Source organism: Thermococcus sp. Bubb.Bath, from assembly GCF_012027595.1.
Lineage (GTDB): Archaea > Methanobacteriota_B > Thermococci > Thermococcales > Thermococcaceae > Thermococcus.
The window spans coordinates 698,274-717,504 of the sequence record NZ_SNUR01000001.1; the positions used below are offsets into that span (position 1 = coordinate 698,274).

Consider the following 19,231-nt stretch of genomic DNA (forward strand, 5'->3'; position numbering starts at 1 on the left):
ACCATTCCAAACACATGGGTTGGGATGAACCTAGGCGTGTTCTGCAGTTATAATTAGTGCATTAATAGTATATTAAGTTTTCGAGAATATTGTTGGACATTAAACATTGAATATGAACATTTAGTTGGGCATATCCAACTAGTAATTAGACAAGTTGCAAAATTTACAAAACACCCAACAACTCAAGGTCGGTTGCTCTCTCTATCGGCAGAGCATCGTAGCCGAGTCCCCGAAGGATCCTCGCGAACTCCTCCGCAAAACCATAGACTGTGAAGATTTTCTCCGGGTTAACCCTCTCAACTATCCTCATCAGCTCCCAGAAATCTGCATGGTTACTCAGCTTAAGCTTTCCAAAACCGGAGACAGTGAGCTCCCACGGCGAGAGGGAGTTTTCTGGACGGGGTGAACAGTACGAGCGGAGGATTACATCCCCATCGGCAGCAACGTTGTTGAACCTTATCCCGAATTTTTCATACACCCTCGAAACTTTTCTAATCTCCCTGCTCGGCCTAACGGTTATGCCGTGTACGTCGAGTATCTTCATAACCTCTTGAGCCTTTCCCATCTGGTTGACGTAGAGGGTCGGCCTCTTCCCCCTATCGAGGGCTTCCTCAACGAAGGCGACCAGCTTCTTCTCGGCTTCCCTTGGCGACGGAAAGGTGAAGTGAGGAACCCCAAAGGTCGCCTCGATCACCAGAAAGTCCGCCTGGGGAAAACGGGCCTTTTCGGCAGTTCTCAGCTTGAACCACTTGGTGTCCCCAGTGTAGAGAAGCGTGCCGTTTTCCAGCCAGAGCTTTATCCCTGCCGAACCGAGCATGTGGCCGGCCGGATAGAGCTTTGCCTTGAAATCGCCTATGTAGAAGGTTTTCCCAAAGGGAACCTCCCTGTAAAAGCCACCCTTCCTCAGGTGGCTGAGGTATTTTGTTGCCTTCGTGGCGAAGATAACCTCACCACTGACGAAGTGATCCGTGTGAGCGTGGCTCTGAAAGGCAAACCGTGCCGAGCTGTCGAGGCCGACGTTTCGTATTATCATTGTTAACAAGTAGGGCGCATCCAATAATAGGGTTTCTCTAGAACTTTCGGATTCTCGATCTCGATGGCGTTTCATGGGAAAGGCTTAAATAGTTATAGACTGAGTATAATACTATGTTGATAACTTTCATTGATAGGGAGAAAGAGCTCGACTTCATGGAGTCCCTCTGGCAAAAGGAGAACTCCTTCCTCCCGATCTACGGCAGGAGGAGGGTTGGAAAGACCCGCCTGGTGAAGGAGTCCATCGGGGGAAAGCCTTCAGTCTACTACCTCGCGAGGAACAGCACCTACCGCGACAACCTGCTGGAGTTCTCAAGAGGGGTTCTTGAGAAATACCCAAGCCCCTACCTCACCCCCTCCTCTTTCTCAAGCTTCGCCGACGTTTTCAGGTATCTTAGCGAGAAGGGGAAACTCATCGTGGTCATCGACGAGTTCCCCTACCTCATCCAGTCCGACAAAAAGGTTCTGAGCGAGTGCCAGTACATAGTGGACGAGGTCGTGAGGAACTCTAAAATCCACCTCATCCTCGTCGGTTCCAGCGTTGGCATGATGGAGGAGCACGTTTTGAGCCAGAAAACCCCTCTCTACGGGAGGAGGGACGGGCAGATAAGGCTCCAGCCTCTGGACTTCTTCAGCTCTTGGAAGCTCTTGGGGGTTGACATGGAAGAGGCCGTGAAGATATACGGGGTAACTGGGGGAATTCCCGCCTACCTTCTCCTCTTCAGCGGCTTTGAGGACGTTAAGGAGGTGGCATTCGCAAAGCAGGGCTTCCTCTACGCGGAGGGGGACTTCCTCCTCTCGAGCGAGCTGAGGGAGCCGAGGGTTTACAAGCTGATCCTCAAGGCCGTTGCTGAGGGAAGGAGGCGCTTCAACGAGATAAGCACCTTCACAGGAATCCCTCGCTCCAATCTCTTCAAGTACGTTGAAGTGCTTGAAAGGCTCGGCTTCCTCAGGCGCGAGGTTCCCGTAACTGCCCCGCCGAAGACCAAGAACACGCGCTATGCTATAGCTGACAACTACGTGGCCTTCTACTTCCGCTTCGTCGAGCGTTATAGAAACGAGGTCGAGCTTGAGAGCCTCGACTTCTGGGGGGAGTTCCTTGAGGATTACAACCGCTACCTCGGGGAGGTTTTCGAAGGGGTTGCCAGGGAGTTCCTTCTGAGGTTAAACCGAGCCGGAAAGCTTCCTTTTAAGTTCACCAGGATTGGAAAGTGGTGGCATAAAGGAGAAGAGATAGACCTCGTCGCCCTCAACGAGAAGGAGAGGGAGGTGCTCTTCGTTGAAGTGAAGTGGAAAGACCTCAAAGAACGGGAAGCGAGAGGAATCTTGAAGGACTTGGAGAGAAAGGGGGAACTCGTTGGACTGGACGGATGGGAGAAAGGCTACGGGCTAATAGCAAAGGAAGTTGAGGGGAAAGAGAGGCTTAGAGAGGACGGCTGGTTAGTCTGGGACTTGGAAGACATTCGCAGAGTGCCCTCTGAGAGATAATTGAAGCGTTCTATCTCGCCAGCATGATAACCGGAATCTTTAAATAGTTGAAGCGCGGGTATTATACTCATGAGTAGACAAAAGTTCGTGGACAGGGAGAGGGAGCTGGCCTTCCTGGAGGAGAGGTACTCCTCTGGAGATGCAGAACTCCTGATAATCTACGGCAGGAGGAGAATCGGAAAGACCGAGCTCCTCCTGCGCTTCGCGAGGGACAAGGAGCACGTCTACTTTCTGGCGAGCGAGAAACCTTACAGGGACAACCTCCGCGAGCTTCAGAGGATGATGGGGAAATCCCTTGGGGACAAGCTATTTTCGAGGATAGAGTTCGGCGATATAGACGAGCTCCTCATCGAGTTCTCAAAGAGGGTAAACGGGAGAAGGGTGGTTCTCATAATAGACGAGTTTCCGTACCTCATTGAGCGCTATAAGCCAGTATTGTCTCTCATCCAGCGGGCCTGGGATATGGAGCTCTCGAAGAGCGACCTGATGCTGATCCTCTGCGGGTCGAGCGTTTCCTCAATGGAGACCGAGGCCCTCGGCTACAAAAGCCCCCTCTACGGCAGGAGAACGGGCCAGTGGAGGGTGGATGAGCTGCCATTCTGGAGCCTGAGGGAGTTCTTCCCTGATTATTCCGCCGAGGATCTCGTGAAGGTTTATGGAGTTCTCGGAGGAATTCCAGCCTACCTCATCCGCTTTGACCCAGAAAAGAGCTTCGATGAAAACGTGATAGAGAGGGTTCTCTCGAAGGGGGCTTTCCTCTACGAAGAGGCCGAAATACTCCTGAAAGAAGAGGTGCGGGAGCCGGCGAACTACTTCGCCATACTCCAGGCGGTTGCGGGCGGGAGGAGCAGATTTGGGGAGATAGTGAACGCCACCGGGCTTGACAAGAGCCTCGTGTCGAAGTACCTAAACGTCCTTGAAAAACTTGGAATGGTGGAACGGGAGGTTCCCGTCACCGCCTCAAGGAAGGAGGCATTAAAGCGGGGCCGGTACTCGATAACGGACAACTATCTCGCTTTCTGGTTCCGCTACGTTTTCCCGAACAGGAGCTACCTTGAGGCAGGGATGGGCCGGGAAGTCTGGGAGCGCTCAAGGGGGGACTTCAACGAGTACATGGGGGCGGTCTTTGAGCGCCTCTTGAGGAAGCCGGAGGTCTTCACAAGGCTGACCGGCTTTGGGTTCACTAAAATCGGCCGCTGGTGGCATAAGGGGGAAGAGATTGACCTAGTTGCCTTAAACGAGAATGAAAGGAAGGTCCTTTTCGTCGAGGTAAAGTGGAAGGAGCTGAGGGAGCGGGAGGCGATGGGGATTTTGAAGGACTTGAAGAGGAAGGCTGAACTTATTGGACTTGATGATTGGGGGAAGCATTACTGGCTGGTTGCTAAAAAGGTCGAAGGGAAGGAAACGCTTAGGAAAGAGGGCTGGCTTGTATGGGATTTGGGGGATTTTGAAGCCCTTTAAGATGTCCACCCAGCCTCCAGCCGGCAGTTTGGGGCCGGCTCGTTGATGCTCCCCCTGAAGAGGAGCGCCTCCCCAGGACAGCCGCCCCTGCACCGCGGGAAGAGCGGACAGGATTCACACCTCGTCCCCGTTAAGTTCCTCTTCAGCTTCTCCCACTCCTTCTTCCTCCAGATCTCTATCAGGCTCTCCTCCCTAACGCTCCCCATTCTAAAGGACGGGTGCCTGAGGATCAAGCAGGGATAAACGTCCCCCGTCGATGAGATGAAGACCTGGGAAGTCCCGGCCTCGCAGGAGTAAAGGGAGTCGGGTTTTACAGGCAGGGGGTCACCCAAAGTTCCACCAAAAACCGGCGTGTCGAGGCCGAGCCTTCTGAGCCTTTCAACCGTCTCCAGGTACTCTCCATAAGGAACCCTTTCCTTCAGCCTTCCAAGCGGGACTCCCCAGCCGACGTTGAAGGAGGAAACGCCAAGTTCATCAACGAAGCGGTAGAGTTCCTCGGTGTTGTTCCTGTTCTCCAGAATGAGCGTGAAGGCCACGCTCACCTTAATCCCTTCACTGAGGAGTGCTCTTATCCCCCCTGACGGCTTTCTCAAAACTCCCCTTCCCCCTAATTTTGTCGTTAACTTCTCTTGTCCCGTCGAGGGAAACTTGGACTTCATCCCACTCATCAAGGAGGGAGGCGAGCCTTTCGGCATTCTCCTCCAGCAGGGTGCCGTTGGTGAGTACCCTAACCGCCAAATCTCTCTCCTTCGCGCGGGGGAGGATTTCAAAGAAGCCCGGGTGAGTTAAAGGTTCCCCGCCGGTGAGTGTGAGCCTTATCGCGTATTCGCTGATTTCGTCAACGAGTTTGAGCCACTCTTCAGTTTTCAGCTCGTTTGGCAGTGGTTCGCCGGCGGCGACTATGCAGTGGGTGCAGTGGAGGTTGCAGCCCCTCGTCAGCTCGAATATCACTGAGGCTGGGCTTGAGAGCCTCTCTTTTATTATTCCAAGGGGGTTGAGGTGGCCGATGAAGTCGTTTAGGGTGTATTTCTTCCCGTTATAAGCCTTCATTTCTTCGATGAGCTTCAGGCCTTCCTTGCTCTTCTCTTTCACCTCTCGGTACTCTTCCTCGTCGAGCTGGAATACTCCACCGCTTTCAGGACAGTAGGCTAAGGCACCGCCTACTTTTGGCTCGTGGAAGAGAAATGGAATCCCCCTCATTGTCACATCACTCAGGTTAAATCCGCCTCTCACCTTAAGTTCATTATCCTTCCGAAACCTTTAACTAATTTCGTTTCGATAGGTCTCTGGGTGTTGAGATGGAAACCTACGTAATCGAGACCGACAAGCTCACCAAGTTCTTCGGCAAGAGGAACGTGGTTTACCACCTCAACCTAATGGTTCCAGAGGGAGCCGTCTACGGGTTTCTCGGACCGAACGGCGCTGGAAAAACGACCACGATAAAGATGCTGACTGGTGCGTTAAAGGCCACCTATGGCGAGATCAGGATTTTTGGCATGGATATGCCTCGCGAGAGGGTTGAAATCATGAAGTACGTTGGCTACATGCCTGAGAGGCCGATAGCCTATGAGGACATGACGATCTTCGATTTCCTCGTTTACATGGGCCGTTTGAAGGGCCTTCCCAAGGAGGAGGCAGTCCGCGAGGCGAGGGATCTGATGGCATACGCGGGGGTTGGAAAGCTGGCCTTTAACAAGATAAAGGAGCTCTCCAGCGGCCAGAGGCAGAGGGTAACCTTTGCAATGGCATTAATGGGGGATCCAAAGCTGCTGATCCTGGACGAGCCGACGAGCAACCTCGACCCGCTGGGGAGGATGGAGTTCATAGGCAAGGTTCTTGAGCTCGCCCGGCAGGGGAAGACCATCTTCATCAGCTCACACATAGTCAGTGAGATCGAGAGGATGTGCAACTACGTGGGGCTGATAAAGGACGGCCAGCTGATAGAGCAGGGTCGCGTTAGGGAGCTCGTGAACATTGAGAGCACGGATTACGACGTTATGGTCTCCGACAACGGAAAGCTCATCGAGTTCCTCAAGGACAAGGTCTACGCCGTCGAAGTCTGGGAGGAGGAAGGTGTCGTTAGGGTCAAGCTGGACGAGCGCTTCATGGAGAACTTTTTCATTGACGTTCCCCTCTTCCTCTCCGAGAACAAGCTCGCCCTCAAGCTCTTCAAGCCGCACACCAGCCCGCTGGAGAGAATCCTTATGAAGCGCTTCAACCTGGGGTGGGAGGAATGAATAGGACGAATCACACTGAGAGACTTCAAAGGGTTTTGGATTCGCTGAAGAGAGCGAAGGAAAGTCCTCTATGGATAGTGTTCTCAACAGAGTTCTCTCGGTTAATGAAATCGAGGAGGTTCAAGATTCTCTTGGCTGTGATGGTATTTCCCGCGATAATCTACCTTTTCAGCCCGAACTCGAACGGTGAGGGCATAGATGCAATGAGGAAGGCCTTTCAGGGCCTCCTGGTCGACCTGCTCCCCAACTACTGGCTGGGAATAATCGGACAGCTGATCATTATCATCCTCATGAGCGACCTCCTGGCGAGCGAGATAGACAAGGGGACTGTGAGGCTTCTGATAGCCCGGCCCGTAAGGATAAGCGAGCTGGTTGCGGGGAAGTTCCTCGCCGGCCTGGGGGTTCTTGCGGTCATGCTGGCAGCCCCCTACGTCATCATCTGGCTATACAACCCCGTTGTCTACGGTGCCGGGATGGGCGGGCTCTGGGAGAGCATGGGGGACCTCCTCCTTGCCCTCGGTGTCTCAATCCTAGTCGCCTCGCTGCTGGGGACGCTCTCCATGCTCGTGTCTGTGGCGATTTCACGCCCCCTCTACGCTTCCCTAACAACCTTCGGAGTGATCTTCCTCCTTCAGTTTATCCTGCCCCAGGTACCCTATGTTCACGACCCTCGCCAATACACGCTGGGGTATCAAACGGTGGTTCTCCTCAAGGGGAGCTTTGATAAGGTCAACCTCTCGGCTTTTTCCGGGCATCCCTCAACTACGTTCATATCGTTCGTGGCCATGATTCTGGCTCTGCTCCTTCTGACGTGGGGGGCGATGATGAGGAGGGAATTCCCGGACTGATGGACAATTTATCCAACATCAAGGGCTTCCTTGAGGTATGTAAAAGGTTTTTATAGTTCGGAGGCAAATTCATCTCAGGTGATGACGGTGACGTTCGATAAGGAGAAACTCAAGAAGATTAAGGAAGAGGAGAAGCGCTGGGAAGAAACGACCGTTAAACAGTTCATAAGCAAGAGGCCGGAGAGAAAGGAGAAGTTCATGACGGATGATGGCTTCGAGATAAAGCGCCTCTACACTCCCGCTGACCTTGAAGACTGGGACTACCTCGAAGAACTCGGCTTCCCCGGTGAATATCCCTTTACCCGCGGCGTTTACGCAACGATGTACCGGGGCAGGTTCTGGACGATGAGGCAGTACGCAGGCTTCGGAACGGCAGAGGAGAGCAACAAGCGCTACAAGTACCTCCTTGAGCAGGGCCAGACGGGTCTTAGTGTTGCCTTCGACCTGCCGACCCAGATAGGCTACGACTCCGACGACCCGATGGCGGAGGGCGAAGTTGGAAAAGTCGGAGTTGCAATCGATTCACTCTGGGACATGAGGGTTCTCTTTGACGGAATCCCGCTTGACAAGGTTTCCACCTCAATGACCATCAACTCAACCGCCGCCAACCTTCTGGCCATGTACATCCTCGTTGCGGAGGAGAAGGGGATAAAGCCGGAACAGCTCCGCGGAACCGTCCAGAACGACATCCTGAAGGAGTACATAGCGAGGGGAACCTACATCTTTCCGCCGCAGCCGAGCATGAGGCTCACAACCGACATCATAATGTACTGCGCTGAGAAGGTTCCCAAGTGGAACTCGATAAGCATAAGCGGCTACCACATAAGAGAAGCCGGTGCAAACGCCGTTCAGGAGGTCGCTTTCACCCTCGCCGACGGTATCGAGTACGTCAAGGCCGTCATCGACAGGGGAATGGACGTTGACAAGTTCGCCCCGAGATTGAGCTTCTTCTTCAACGCCCACAACAACTTCCTCGAGGAGATAGCCAAGTTCAGGGCGGCGAGGAAGCTCTGGGCCCACATCATGAAGGAGAAGTTCAACGCGAAGAACCCGCGCTCCATGATGCTCCGCTTCCACACTCAGACCGCAGGCTCAACCCTCACCGCCCAGCAGCCAGAGAACAACATAGTCCGCGTGGCAATCCAGGCTTTGGCGGCCGTCCTCGGCGGAACGCAGTCCCTCCACACCAACAGCTATGATGAAGCCCTCTCACTCCCGACCGAGAAGAGTGTGAGGATAGCCCTCAGGACGCAGCAGATAATAGCCTACGAGAGCGGCGTCGTTGACACGATAGACCCGCTCGGGGGGAGCTACTACATCGAGTGGCTCACCGACCACATCTACGACGAAGCCCTCACGTATATCGAGAAGATAGAGAAGATGGGCGGCATGATGAGGGCCATAGAGCGCGGTTATATCCAGAAGGAGATAGCCGAGAGCGCCTACAAGTACCAGAAGGAAGTCGAGGAGAAGAAGCGCATAATCGTCGGCGTAAACGAGTTCGTAGTTGATGAGCCGCTGGATGTGGAGATACTCAAGGTAGACCCAAGCATCAGGGAGAAGCAGATTGAACGCCTTAAGAAGCTTAGGAGTGAGCGCGATGGTAAAAAGGTCGAAGAGGCACTCGACAAGCTCAGAAACGCGGCGGACACCGAGGACGAGAACCTCATGCCGTACATCATCGAGGCCCACAGGCACCTCGCCACGCTCGGAGAGGTTACCAACGTCCTCCGCGAGGTCTGGGGTGAGTACAGGGCGCCGCTGATATTCTGATGGCCCTTTTTGTCTTTTATTTTTAGAACAGCGAACGGATAAAACGAGTGGACTAGAGATAAACAGAAAAATTCAGAATTTAAACCAAAGAATCAACCAGCTTACCATATCTAAGGGAAAACTTTACGTCAGCGATCCGTATTAGAGATGGGTCGTGGGTCGTTACTACGATGGTCTTTTCGCGTTCTTTCTCACCTCTAATGACTTCAACGACCTTCTCGGAGGATTCTTCATCGAGGTAAGCAGTCGGTTCATCGAGGAGTATTGTGTTGGGATCATGTGCGAGGGATCTAACTATAGCAACCCTTCTCGCCTCGCCGCCGCTTATCTCGTCCGACCTCTTGTCAAGGATCTTTGAAATTCCAAGTTCCTCGGCAAGCGCCCTCGCCCTACGTCTGTATTCGTCATTGAGTTTTCCTGCACCGTAGAGACCCAGTTCAATGTTCTCCCAGACACTCAGCACATTTACGAACATCGGCTGCTGAAAGGATATTCCTATGCCGCGCCTTAGCTTACGTATTTCCCCCTCAGTGAGAGAGTACACGTCGGTGTTTCCATACTTCACCTTTCCCTCCGTTGGCCTCAGCATGGTTCCTATGCTCAGGAGGAGACTCGTCTTTCCGCTACCGCTGGGCCCGAATACCACACTGATCTTTCCCTCTTCGAACTCACCACTGAATCCATCCAGCCCAATGAACACATGTCCGTTAGTTTTATAGATAACCTTTAGATTCTCAGCAACGATCACTTCAAACACCTCCACAGACTCCAGATGTAAAGTACCGGAGCAAGGACAACCCCCACCAGGGGGGCCACGAGAATGGCGAAACTCAAAGGGGAACTAATGAATCCAAGAGAGTAAAATTCATACGCGTCCCTGAGCATTGGGGCCGCAACAAGGGATAGCGGGAGGAAAGACACCAGTGGTGCAGTGAGTTCGTTCCCATCCAGCCCTACAGCCTGGAAGAGGGACTTTTTCCTTTTCAACTCCCTGCCGTCCCTAATCCCAAGGGCTATCCCTATCAAAACAACCAAAACCGTTGAGGCAACCATGGGGATTTCAATGTTCCTCTTCCCAATGAACCTTGAGACAACGTCTTCAGTTCCGTACTCAACGGATTTGTATACCACCCTGCCGGGATGCTCCTTCTGGATTTGTTTAATTGCGTTCAGCACGTTTTTACCCCCGTACACGAACATTGCTCCGGGAAGAGCGGTGATATTCTGCGAGCTTAGAACGTTGAGGGGAATCGTGACGTCACCCCCAAATGGAAGATAGACCTTTGATTCCATGTATCTCAAGGTAATATCTTTCTCTTCTCCTTCGTTGGACAGGGTTACCCTCATCTCCTCACCGTTGTGCTGAACCCTCCTCAGGAAGTATCCGTAGGTTATTGCCTTCTTTGAGCGGTAACTATTCATTAAAAGAGCATACGTCCATCTTGCATCCCTGCACCTTGAACGGGCGGAGCGCAGGTAGTCGATGAGGGACTCATCGTATGCGTACGCGTATCCTAACATAACTCTTGTCATACCAGCCTTTTTAACCACCAAGCCGGGATTCCAGAGTGTTCCGTATCTTCCTCCATTTTGAGTTATTACTTGAGTCAGCTCAGCGTATATTTTCATCTGCTCGTGGTATATTCCAGTGAGGTTCCGAGGGGCCCCCATTTTAAAGGGAGGCTCAACCAGATGAACTATCGCAGTGGAGCCTATGTTCATGTTGGTGACACTCTGGTACAGACTCATGACGGGAGATGAGAACGCCACCCCCGAAAAGAGCGCAAAGACGATCATAACCGCCAACGTTGAGGAAGTTGCCCGGGCAGTTGCTCTCCACGTGGGCCTGCCAGAACGTGAGAAGTACACCATGAAGAGTAGCGATGAAAGTATCGCCCCTGCAAGCCACGGGAGGTAACCAAACACCGTGGCTCCAACAATTCCAAAAACGTATTCTCCAAGAGCTTTAAACGGGAACACTAAAATGAAGGTTGCATATTCTGTCAGCTCAGCGGACCAGTCGTAGGGAACGAAAGAGGACCAGTAAACGGATGAGACAATGAAGGCGAAAGCGGAGGTTAAAATTGAAGACCACAATATTAGTTTTTTCATTCTGGAACTTACCCTAAGCCCCCGTCCATAATATCTAAAAGCAAAAATACCTGCAAGCAAGGCCATCATAGTTGCTGAATACACGCCTGGTACAAAGATTAGGCTTATCAAAACCGAGGTGCCAACGAAAAAGAGCGTCAGAAGATCCAAGATAATGGGATTTCCACCAGCTACTTCCAGGAGGTTTCTGAGCTTTTCTTCCTCCCTTCCCTCCCTGGCCATTGCGAGGCCTATTAACGGCAATGCGGGGAGGAGAACAACAAGTGCCTTGAGGAAGTCGGCCCAGTAGTTGGTCCTTTCAGGGTACAAAACATCCTTAACAAACCCCGGTTCCAGAACGTAGAGAACCGGATAGTACGAATGAGGGATGAACTCGTCATAGAGGGTTTTGTACAGGAGGGAGGTGTTGATATTATTGGGAGAGACGAGTAGGAATCCCTCGGTCACCAGGTGATCGAGGGTTGGGGATAGATTGGCGTTTCTAAGGATAGAACCGTAGAATCCACCGGATGCTATGCACGTTACATTCCCAGATTTCATGAATGCGATTAATGGGAGGAGATCCGGGGAGAGATTGGAAATCCTCCGAATGCTATCGATTTCAGCCACACCCCTGACAAATTTGAAATTATCATCTGAATAATGAACTTTGGAGAGGTAAGTGTAATTCCCAATCTTTAGACTCTGATTGCCCAAAATAATGCAGTCCGGGCCAAGGGGGCTCCCGTTGACGGGAAGGAGAACCCCACCAAGAGAACCCACTTCAACGGGAACATATATGGAGCCGTTGTACTCTGCCCTTGCCAGTGCCCTTTCCGCATCCTTCATCAGAAACTCGGGTTTGTACCAATACGAGTAGCTCTCACCTAGATACGATTTAATTCCACCATATCCATACGGAAGGTCAGGGCTGTTGAGGTACACGACGGGGGCCTTAACGGGGCGAGTATAAAACGTAACATAGACGTAACTGGCCGTGGATTTGCCCAAAGTTCGCTCATTCATGTGGGTGAGAACGGAAACCGTGGCTACCGGAAGTGTCGAAATCAAAAGGAGGAGGAAAAGGAAAGAAGCAAAAACCTTTAGATACCATTTAAGGAATTTCATTGGTTATCCCTCTTTGCTTCAATTTATTACCTTGTAAAACCACAGGTAACCGTCGTCCCCGATTCTCTGGCTATTATCTCCAAAAATAAATGTGATCATATTCTTTGGCTCATTCAAGGTTGTATGGCGATATATTGGGGGCCATCTCCATCCATGATCCCAAGATGTTTCTGCTTTGTAGTAGTTAGCAACAACCACCGCGACTACATAAACTCCATCGTGTAGTGTGTTATCAACATAATTTGCTTCATCATCACCTGATGCTATAAGAGCTCCCAAGTCCATAAATCTAGGGACTCTATCCGTGTAAGGAGTTACTGTTATTTTACCCAGATAGCGGAACTTCCAGTTACTATCTGGAGCTAGGGTAATAGCATTAGATCCTTTGGTATCTATGGACAACACATCAGATATTTTTCTACTGGTGAGCATCATGCTCTGCAGATTATTTATGTCACTTGCAGTAACTGAAGGTTGATCTACTGATTGATATACAGATACAAGAACTCTCGCAGGATCTGAAACACCCGCCTCCACAGTAACACTTTGACCAGCTTTTAACCCAAGTTCTTCTGTCCCAAATGATATTTCTGAAGATACAGTACGACTAATAGAAGCCGAATAGACTCTTCCAGTATCAACAGGACCAGACTCAGGAAGAGTGCCATATAACTGAAGTAAATTGTATAGGGGTGTTGTATGGCTGTTGAGACGGTAACTGTACCAAAGATAGACTGTGTAGTTCTTAAGGGGAATATTGTTCAGACTATCTGGACTCCCAAGACTAAAGTACATCAAATTAGAGACGGTTGAAGTATAGTAGCCTGCGGGATCATGGTAAGCAAACCCTGGGAGATATTTAGCAGTCGCTGAAAATCCACCGATATCATTTCTTTCCCATCCCACGTCGGTACCTATTGCATTAAACCCTACTGTGGTCGAAGAGGCTGCTATTGCAGCACCTGCTATCTTAACTACTGCTATGGCCATTAATATTGCCACTATGCTAATTCTTAATGGCGAGCCTTTCATAAGACATCACCGCTACCTATACATGATAGTTTATTTATAAAATTTTCTATATAATTTAAATTTTATATCAAATTATTTTAATTAATAATTAACAATATAATCGTACTAAAACGGTAAGAGGACAAAGATGATACTAATAAAGGCATGACTCAAAGGATAATAACATCATCATGTGAATACCACATGATACATAGAATTCCTGATAGTTAGCGTTGTGAGCACACGCCACAAAATCCATGCAGCGGTACTTACAAAAAAGCTTAAAAACGGGTGGCGGAAGGAAGGTTAGGCATTCACGATAATTGGGAGGTGTAGTTATGGCGAGGAACAAACCGCTTGCGAAGAAGCTCAGGCTTGCCAAGGCCGCCAAACAGAACAGGCGCATTCCCGTATGGGTCATCGTCAAAACCAACAGGAAGGTCATGACCCATCCAAAGAGGAGAATGTGGAGAAGGACCAAACTTAAGGAGTGAGAGGGGTGAGGTAAATGCCGATTAAAGCTGGAGAGGAAGTTATATTCGTCGTTCCGATAAACAAGATTAAGAAGAGGGTTCCGCGCTGGAAGAGGGCCCCCAGGGCCGCTCGCTTCGTCCGCGAGTGGATAGCTAGGCATGCCAAGGCAGACGAGGTCATCATCGGCACCGACGTCAACGAGAAGATCTGGGAGAGGGGAATCAAGAAGCCGCCGAGCAAGCTCCGCGTTAAGGTCGTCGTTGAGGAAGAGGACGGCAAGAGGACCGCCAAGGTCTCCCTCGCTTGACACCTTTACTTTTACCGCGAGGGATTGGTATGCACATAGAGAGACTCGATTTTGAGAACTCACCGTACCTCGGCGTTTATGGTCTCGCCACGGACAGGGTAGTCCTAGTTAGGGAGGGTCTCGGGGAGAAAAAGCTTGAGGTTCTCCGGGACGTTCTGAAGGTCCCCCTGATAGAGACCAGCATTATGAAGTCCCGGATAGTCGGGATATTCGCCGCCGGCAACTCCAACGCCATCCTGGTCCCCTGGTACATCTGGGACTCGGAGCTGGACCACATAAACGCCTCCCTTAAAGAGCAGGGAGTAGACATGGAAGTTATCCCCTTCAGGAACACACTGACCGCCCTCGGCAACCTCATACTGGCCAACGATAAGGCCGCCCTTGTGAGCGCCAAGTTCAAGAGGGAGGACGTGAAGGCCATCGAGGACGCGCTCGGCGTGGAGGTCGAGAGGGGTATGATAGGGGACTACCACGCAGTTGGGAGCGCCGGCGTAGTGACGAACAGAGGCGGGCTCGTTCACCCGGAGGCAAGCGATGAGGAGCTCGAATGGCTCCGCGACCTTTTTAAGGTGGACGTCTACGTTGGAACCGCCAACATGGGTGTGCCCTTCGTGGGTTCGTGCATGCTCGCGAACTCAAATGGAGTTGTTGTTGGACACCTGACAACAGGTCCCGAAATCGTCAAGATTGAGGAGGCACTTGGATTCCTAGACTGAGGAGGTGTGAGGCATGGAGGTTAAGGTTTTCCGCGTCAAGGGAACTTTCGAGAGGAACGGCAAGGTTGAGAAGTTCACCAAAGAGTACCGCGCTCTCAAGGAGGAGCACGTGAAGGAGCTCGTTTACTCGGAAGTCGGGAGCAAGCACAGGGTTCCAAGAACCAAGGTCTGGATTGAGAGCATCGAGGAGATAAAGCCAGAAGATGCCCAGGATCCCGTCGTTAGGAAGCTCAGCCTTGAGCTCTGAGCATTTTCCTTTTCATGTTCATTAGCCGGCGGGACCGTGGATAAGATGGACGGCGAAGCCCTTTACCTTTCTGGAAGGGTTCTCTGGGTGGTTAAGAGCGGGGAAGAACTCCACGCCAAGGTTCTGAACGATTATCCATATTACGTTCGGATTAACCTCAAAACCGGTGAAAACATCTGCACCTGCCCTTCGGGGGGCAACTGCGAACATGTAAAAGCTACAAAGCTCGCATACGAGCGCGGTTTTTACTTCGACTGTCCCGATGGCGGGATGTTTCCGGAGGCGTGTGCGCTTTCTATGCTCAACGAAGTCCCGGAGCTGGGGCTGGAAGTTACCCTGAAGGAGCTTAGACACGCTCTGGAAACTGACGAGAGCGGGAGCACCGCGGCCATGCTCTTGCTACGAGCCACCGACCTCGTGGAGCGGACCAAATCCTGGAGAAAAATCCCCGTTCTAGAGGACGCAATGGAAGAATACTCCTCTCTCTTTCCTGATTACAACCTCACGGAAAGGCTTAAATCAAGAATTAACCTCCTTCTAAATAAACGCTCTAGAGAGGAAGGGTGAGCGGGATGAAGGCAATCTACCTGGAGATGTGTCCCAACTGCGGCGAAAGGGTACCCGATGAGAGGCTCTATATGAAGAATCCCTGCGATGACTGTCTGAAGGAACCGGTCATCATGGACGGCTATTTTGAGCTCGTTTCTGCGGTGAGGGAAGCCCTGAAGAGGGAGGGCAGGTTAAAGGAGTGGGAGAGATTATATTCGATAGAGAAAGGCTTGAGGGACGTCGAGGAGTTTTTTGAGGAGGCGACCGGCTTCAGGTTCTGGAGTGCCCAGAGAACGTGGGTAAAAAGGCTTCTAAAAGGGAGGAGCTTTTCTATCATAGCCCCCACTGGAATGGGAAAGAGCACGTTTGGAGCATTTATGGCCGTCTGGCACGCCCTCAACGGGAAGAAGAGCTACCTCGTTGTCCCAACGACCCAGCTCGTTATCCAGACAGTTAAGAAAATCCAGAAGCTGGCTGAGAGGGCTGGCATCGAGATAAACCTGGCCTACTACCATGGAAACCTCCGGAAGAAGGAGAAGGAGGAGATGCTCGCCAAAATCGACTCCAGCGACTACTCAATGCTGGTAACCAGCGCCCAGTGGATGGCTCGGAACTTTGAGGAGAAGCTGAAGGGGAAGCACTTCGATTTCATATTCGTTGACGACGTTGATGCGTTCCTCAAGGCGAGTAAGAACATAGACCGCTCGCTCTACCTCCTGGGCTTCAACGATGAGGTAATAGGCAAGGCCTGGGAGATAATCAAGCTCAAGCGTGAGATGTCGCGCTATCTGAACGGCCGCGCCCAGGACAGGGACGAGAAGCTGAAGGAGCTCAACGTCAAGATAGCGGAGCTCCAGCGCGAGATAGAGAAGTTCAAGCGCGAGAACGACCTTGGAATCATGATCATAGCCTCCGCAACCGGGAGCGCGAGGGGCGACAGGATAAAGCTCTACCGCGAGTTACTCGGCTTTGAGGTTGGGAGCGGTAGAAACGCCCTGAGAAACGTGGTTGACAGCTACGTAAAGCTCGAAGGAGACATAAAAGAAACCCTTGAGTCCCTGCTCCTCAAACTTGGAAAGGGAGGAATAATATTCACCCCAATAGACCAAGGGCTGGCGTTCGCCGAGGAGCTCGCAAACTATCTCCGCGAGCGCGGTTTTAGGATTGAACTCGTAAGTTCAAAGAACAAGAAGTCCTTTGAGAGGTTTGAGAGCGGTGAAGCAGACTACCTCATCGGCTCTGCCACGTACTACGGCTCCCTTGTCAGGGGGCTTGACATGCCACATTTGATACGCTACGCCGTCTTCACAGGCGTTCCAAAGTTCAGGTTTTCTATAGACCTTGAGAGACCCACTATCTACCGCGCTCTTGGATTGTTGAGCGAGATAATGGACTTCCTGAGCGACGAGGACAGGAAGAAGGCCGAAAAGCTCCACGCAAGGTTGAGGAGGCTTATCCGGAACATACCCCAGTTCGAGCTCATGAAGATAGAGGAAGCCCTCGCTGAGGGCCTTCCAATAGAGAACGAGTTCCACAACCACGTTCTGGACGTCTTCCGCGAGCTCGTGGAGTTCCTGCGCAGCTCCCTCAAGGATGAGGAAGTCCTCAAGAAACTCGCGGAAGACCCCTTCATCAGCCTGAAGGAAGAGGAAGGGAAGTGGTACATAGAAATCCCCGACGTGAGGACGTACATCCAGGCAACGGGGAGAACGAGCAGGCTCTTCGCGGGCGGAATAACAAAGGGCCTCAGCGTCCTGATGGTGGACAACGAGAAGGTCTTCAACGGCCTCGTCAGGCAGATGCGCTGGCGCTTCCAAGAGTTTAAGATGATTCCATTCGATGAACTCGACCTTGAGAAGCTCCTGAGGGGGATAGATGAGGACAGGGAGAAGGTTCGCCTCGTCATGGAGGGCAAGATAAGCGCGAAGGTCAAAGACCTCGTCAAATCTGCCCTCATGATAGTCGAGAGTCCGAACAAGGCAAGGACGATAGCCAACTTCTTCGGCCAGCCAAGCAAGACGAGAATAGGGGAGCTGGTGGCGTACGAGGTGAGCGTTGGAGACAGGATGTTGACGATTCTGGCGAGCGGCGGACACATGTTCGACCTGGTGACCAGTGAGGGCTATCACGGTGTGAAAGTCGAGGAAGAGGACAGTTCAATAAGGTTCATCCCGATATACGGCACGATAAAGAGGTGCAGGGACTGCGGACATCAGTTTGTTGACTGGGAGAATAAAGGTGTCTGCCCGCGCTGCGGAAGCACGAACGTCCGCGACGCCATAGACAACGTCAGGGCGATGCGCGAGCTGGCCCAGGAGGTCGACGAGATTCTAATAGCCACCGACCCGGACACGGAGGGTGAAAAGATAGCCTGGGACATAAGGAACGTCCTCTCACCGTACACCCCCAACATCAAGAGGATAGAGTTCCACGAGGTCACGAGGCCCGCGATAATGAAGGCCATAAGGGAAGCGAGGGACATAAACGAGGGCAGGGTAGACGCCCAAATTGTGAGAAGGATAGAAGACCGCTGGATAGGCTTCGAACTCAGCCAGGAACTCCAGCGCGTTTTTGAGGATAGGAACTTCTCAGCTGGCAGGGTCCAAACGCCGGTTCTGGGGTGGATAATCCAGCGCTATCAGGAGTTCGTGGACAGCGAGACCTACTACCTCGGCCTGACGCTTGAGAACGACCTCAGGGTAACGCTCGATGTAGGGAAGGACGGCAAAAAAGTGGAGCCCCCAGAGTACGTTGTGGTGAAGGAAGTCTCCCTTGAGGAAAGGGAGCTCAAGCCGAACCCGCCGTACACAACGGACACTATGCTGCGGGACGCTTCCACGTTCCTGAAGCTTTCGGCACCGGAAACGATGAGATTAGCCCAAGACCTCTTCGAAATGGGCCTGATCTCATACCACCGCACCGATTCGACTCACGTCAGCAACACGGGAATCGAGGTCGCCAAGGAGTACATCACCCAGGAGATTGGGGAGGAGTACTTCAAACCCCGCCCCTGGGGAGAGGAAGGCGCCCACGAGGCCATAAGGCCGACAAGGCCGATAGATACTGGAAGGCTCATGCAGCTGGTCAGGGATGGAGTAATCCAGCTCTCCAAGAACTTGACCAGGAACCACTACCGTCTGTACGACATGATATTCCGCAGGTTCATGACGAGTCAGATGCCACCTGCGGAGGTGCTCTACGAGAGGGCAGTGATAGATGCGATCGTCGCGTCCACGGAGATAGAGGGTTACGTGGAAATCCTCAAGGATGGATGGACGAGGCTGCGCTCCCCACCCATGAGGCAGCTCCCGCGCCTTGAAGAGGGGGCAAAACTCAGGGTTGTCGATACTAAGAAGTGGAAGGCGCCGAAGGTTTCCCTCTACACCCAGGGCGACATAATCTCTCTGATGAAGGAGAGGAAGATAGGAAGACCGTCAACCTACTCCAAGATAGTTCAGACCCTCCTGCAGCGCTTCTACGTCATGGAGAGCAGGGGAAGAAAGAAGCTGTTCCCGACGGAGAAGGGTATAAGGGTCTACCACTACCTGATGAGCAAATACCGTGATATGGTGAGTGAAGAAAAGACAAGAGAGCTTGAGGAGAAGATGGACCTCATAGAGAACGGGAAACTGGACTACACGGAGGTTCTGAGGGAACTCTACGCCGAGCTCAAGAAGGAGTTCGGCGGCCCCTCCTGACCCCATTTCTACATGCTTGTTTACCTTCGATTTCGCAGGGAAGCGACGTTAGCGGATATGCCCGCGTATTGAGCAACTCCCAGTTACTCCTATCACCACCTTACATAGGTATTTGTGGATATGGACGGGCGGTTTTAACATCCATCGAAAGGTTTAAAATTCAGCTGGTGG

Annotated in this window: 17 protein-coding genes; 11 read left to right on the forward strand and 6 right to left on the reverse strand. The window is 52.0% G+C overall.

Translation table 11 applies throughout. From position 1 onward, the window contains the following. Positions 1 to 163 precede the first annotated feature (163 nt). Positions 164 to 1,033 (reverse strand): MBL fold metallo-hydrolase, encoded by an 870-nt coding sequence (locus tag E3E29_RS03965; protein WP_167909553.1) that lies wholly within the window; start codon positions 1,031 to 1,033, stop codon positions 164 to 166. A 113-nt stretch (positions 1,034 to 1,146) separates the two neighbouring features. Here E3E29_RS03965 and E3E29_RS03970 point away from each other — a divergent pair, with 113 nt between their 5' ends. Together E3E29_RS03970 and E3E29_RS03975 are read left to right on the forward strand one after the other, a co-directional pair. Further along, on the forward strand, positions 1,147 to 2,520 hold the full coding sequence (locus E3E29_RS03970) for an ATP-binding protein (protein WP_167909554.1): 1,374 nt from the start codon (positions 1,147 to 1,149) through the stop codon (positions 2,518 to 2,520). A 69-nt stretch (positions 2,521 to 2,589) separates the two neighbouring features. After that, on the forward strand, positions 2,590 to 3,981 hold the full coding sequence (locus E3E29_RS03975) for an ATP-binding protein (RefSeq protein ID WP_167909555.1): 1,392 nt from the start codon (positions 2,590 to 2,592) through the stop codon (positions 3,979 to 3,981). Here the strand turns inward: E3E29_RS03975 and E3E29_RS03980 are convergent. Further along, positions 3,978 to 4,574 carry an SPASM domain-containing protein gene (locus E3E29_RS03980; RefSeq protein WP_167909556.1) on the reverse strand — a complete coding sequence of 199 codons (597 nt, stop codon included), beginning with the start codon at positions 4,572 to 4,574 and terminating at the stop codon, positions 3,978 to 3,980. The genes E3E29_RS03975 and E3E29_RS03980 overlap by 4 nt on opposite strands. Continuing rightward, positions 4,534 to 5,181: a radical SAM protein gene (locus E3E29_RS03985; protein ID WP_167909557.1), complete on the reverse strand. Its 648-nt coding sequence runs from the start codon at positions 5,179 to 5,181 to the stop codon at positions 4,534 to 4,536. The genes E3E29_RS03980 and E3E29_RS03985 overlap by 41 nt, the downstream gene beginning before the upstream one ends. Before the next feature lie 98 nt (positions 5,182 to 5,279). On the opposite strand from E3E29_RS03985, the gene E3E29_RS03990 reads away from it, so the two are divergent. The 3 genes from E3E29_RS03990 (at position 5,280) to E3E29_RS04000 (ending at position 8,839) form a co-directional block, all read left to right on the forward strand. Beyond that, positions 5,280 to 6,218: an ABC transporter ATP-binding protein gene (locus E3E29_RS03990; protein WP_167909558.1), complete on the forward strand. Its 939-nt coding sequence runs from the start codon at positions 5,280 to 5,282 to the stop codon at positions 6,216 to 6,218. Beyond that, complete coding sequence (locus tag E3E29_RS03995; RefSeq protein WP_167909559.1) at positions 6,215 to 7,066, forward strand: ABC transporter permease; 852 nt, start codon at positions 6,215 to 6,217, stop codon at positions 7,064 to 7,066. The genes E3E29_RS03990 and E3E29_RS03995 overlap by 4 nt, the downstream gene beginning before the upstream one ends. A gap of 87 nt (positions 7,067 to 7,153) precedes the next feature. Beyond that, positions 7,154 to 8,839: a methylmalonyl-CoA mutase family protein gene (locus E3E29_RS04000; RefSeq protein WP_167909894.1), complete on the forward strand. Its 1,686-nt coding sequence runs from the start codon at positions 7,154 to 7,156 to the stop codon at positions 8,837 to 8,839. A 79-nt stretch (positions 8,840 to 8,918) separates the two neighbouring features. Here the strand turns inward: E3E29_RS04000 and E3E29_RS04005 are convergent, their stop codons facing one another. The 3 genes from E3E29_RS04005 to E3E29_RS04015 are packed head-to-tail and all read right to left on the reverse strand — an operon-like array spanning position 8,919 to position 13,090. Beyond that, positions 8,919 to 9,587 (reverse strand): ATP-binding cassette domain-containing protein, encoded by a 669-nt coding sequence (locus E3E29_RS04005; protein WP_167909560.1) that lies wholly within the window; start codon positions 9,585 to 9,587, stop codon positions 8,919 to 8,921. Next, entirely contained in the window at positions 9,584 to 12,058 is a 2,475-nt protein-coding gene (locus E3E29_RS04010) for a hypothetical protein (protein WP_167909561.1), read from the reverse strand. The genes E3E29_RS04005 and E3E29_RS04010 overlap by 4 nt, the downstream gene beginning before the upstream one ends. A gap of 18 nt (positions 12,059 to 12,076) precedes the next feature. After that, positions 12,077 to 13,090 carry a hypothetical protein gene (locus E3E29_RS04015; protein WP_167909562.1) on the reverse strand — a complete coding sequence of 338 codons (1,014 nt, stop codon included), beginning with the start codon at positions 13,088 to 13,090 and terminating at the stop codon, positions 12,077 to 12,079. A gap of 317 nt (positions 13,091 to 13,407) precedes the next feature. Between E3E29_RS04015 and E3E29_RS04020 the strand changes: the two genes are divergently transcribed. The 6 genes from E3E29_RS04020 to rgy are packed head-to-tail and all read left to right on the forward strand — an operon-like array spanning position 13,408 to position 19,060. Further along, a complete protein-coding gene (locus E3E29_RS04020; RefSeq protein WP_014013574.1) occupies positions 13,408 to 13,563 on the forward strand; it encodes a 50S ribosomal protein L39e in 156 nt (51 codons plus the stop codon). 14 nt (positions 13,564 to 13,577) lie between these two features. Further along, complete coding sequence (locus tag E3E29_RS04025; RefSeq protein ID WP_167909563.1) at positions 13,578 to 13,850, forward strand: 50S ribosomal protein L31e; 273 nt, start codon at positions 13,578 to 13,580, stop codon at positions 13,848 to 13,850. Positions 13,851 to 13,879: 29 nt separating this feature from the next. Further along, positions 13,880 to 14,566, forward strand: coding sequence for a translation initiation factor IF-6 (locus E3E29_RS04030; protein ID WP_167909564.1), 687 nt, complete (start codon positions 13,880 to 13,882; stop codon positions 14,564 to 14,566). A gap of 13 nt (positions 14,567 to 14,579) precedes the next feature. Further along, positions 14,580 to 14,813 (forward strand): 50S ribosomal protein L18Ae, encoded by a 234-nt coding sequence (gene rpl18a / locus E3E29_RS04035; RefSeq protein ID WP_167909565.1) that lies wholly within the window; start codon positions 14,580 to 14,582, stop codon positions 14,811 to 14,813. Positions 14,814 to 14,858: 45 nt separating this feature from the next. After that, complete coding sequence (locus E3E29_RS04040) at positions 14,859 to 15,380, forward strand: SWIM zinc finger domain-containing protein (protein WP_167909895.1); 522 nt, start codon at positions 14,859 to 14,861, stop codon at positions 15,378 to 15,380. Positions 15,381 to 15,385: 5 nt separating this feature from the next. Next, positions 15,386 to 19,060: a reverse gyrase gene (rgy, locus tag E3E29_RS04045; RefSeq protein WP_167909566.1), complete on the forward strand. Its 3,675-nt coding sequence runs from the start codon at positions 15,386 to 15,388 to the stop codon at positions 19,058 to 19,060. Positions 19,061 to 19,231 lie beyond the last annotated feature (171 nt).

Bases quoted from the DNA above. Each gene is read 5' to 3' on its own strand.
- E3E29_RS03965 (WP_167909553.1), bottom strand. From the start codon at position 1,033: ATGATAATACGAAACGTCGGCCTCGACAGCTCGGCACGGTTTGCCTTT.
- E3E29_RS03970 (WP_167909554.1), top strand. From the start codon at position 1,147: ATGTTGATAACTTTCATTGATAGGGAGAAAGAGCTCGACTTCATGGAG.
- E3E29_RS03975 (WP_167909555.1), top strand. From the start codon at position 2,590: ATGAGTAGACAAAAGTTCGTGGACAGGGAGAGGGAGCTGGCCTTCCTG.
- E3E29_RS03985 (WP_167909557.1), bottom strand. From the start codon at position 5,181: ATGAGGGGGATTCCATTTCTCTTCCACGAGCCAAAAGTAGGCGGTGCC.
- E3E29_RS03990 (WP_167909558.1), top strand. From the start codon at position 5,280: ATGGAAACCTACGTAATCGAGACCGACAAGCTCACCAAGTTCTTCGGC.
- E3E29_RS03995 (WP_167909559.1), top strand. From the start codon at position 6,215: ATGAATAGGACGAATCACACTGAGAGACTTCAAAGGGTTTTGGATTCG.
- E3E29_RS04010 (WP_167909561.1), bottom strand. From the start codon at position 12,058: ATGAAATTCCTTAAATGGTATCTAAAGGTTTTTGCTTCTTTCCTTTTC.
- E3E29_RS04015 (WP_167909562.1), bottom strand. From the start codon at position 13,090: ATGAAAGGCTCGCCATTAAGAATTAGCATAGTGGCAATATTAATGGCC.
- E3E29_RS04020 (WP_014013574.1), top strand. From the start codon at position 13,408: ATGGCGAGGAACAAACCGCTTGCGAAGAAGCTCAGGCTTGCCAAGGCC.
- E3E29_RS04025 (WP_167909563.1), top strand. From the start codon at position 13,578: ATGCCGATTAAAGCTGGAGAGGAAGTTATATTCGTCGTTCCGATAAAC.
- E3E29_RS04030 (WP_167909564.1), top strand. From the start codon at position 13,880: ATGCACATAGAGAGACTCGATTTTGAGAACTCACCGTACCTCGGCGTT.
- rpl18a (WP_167909565.1), top strand. From the start codon at position 14,580: ATGGAGGTTAAGGTTTTCCGCGTCAAGGGAACTTTCGAGAGGAACGGC.
- E3E29_RS04040 (WP_167909895.1), top strand. From the start codon at position 14,859: ATGGACGGCGAAGCCCTTTACCTTTCTGGAAGGGTTCTCTGGGTGGTT.
- rgy (WP_167909566.1), top strand. From the start codon at position 15,386: ATGAAGGCAATCTACCTGGAGATGTGTCCCAACTGCGGCGAAAGGGTA.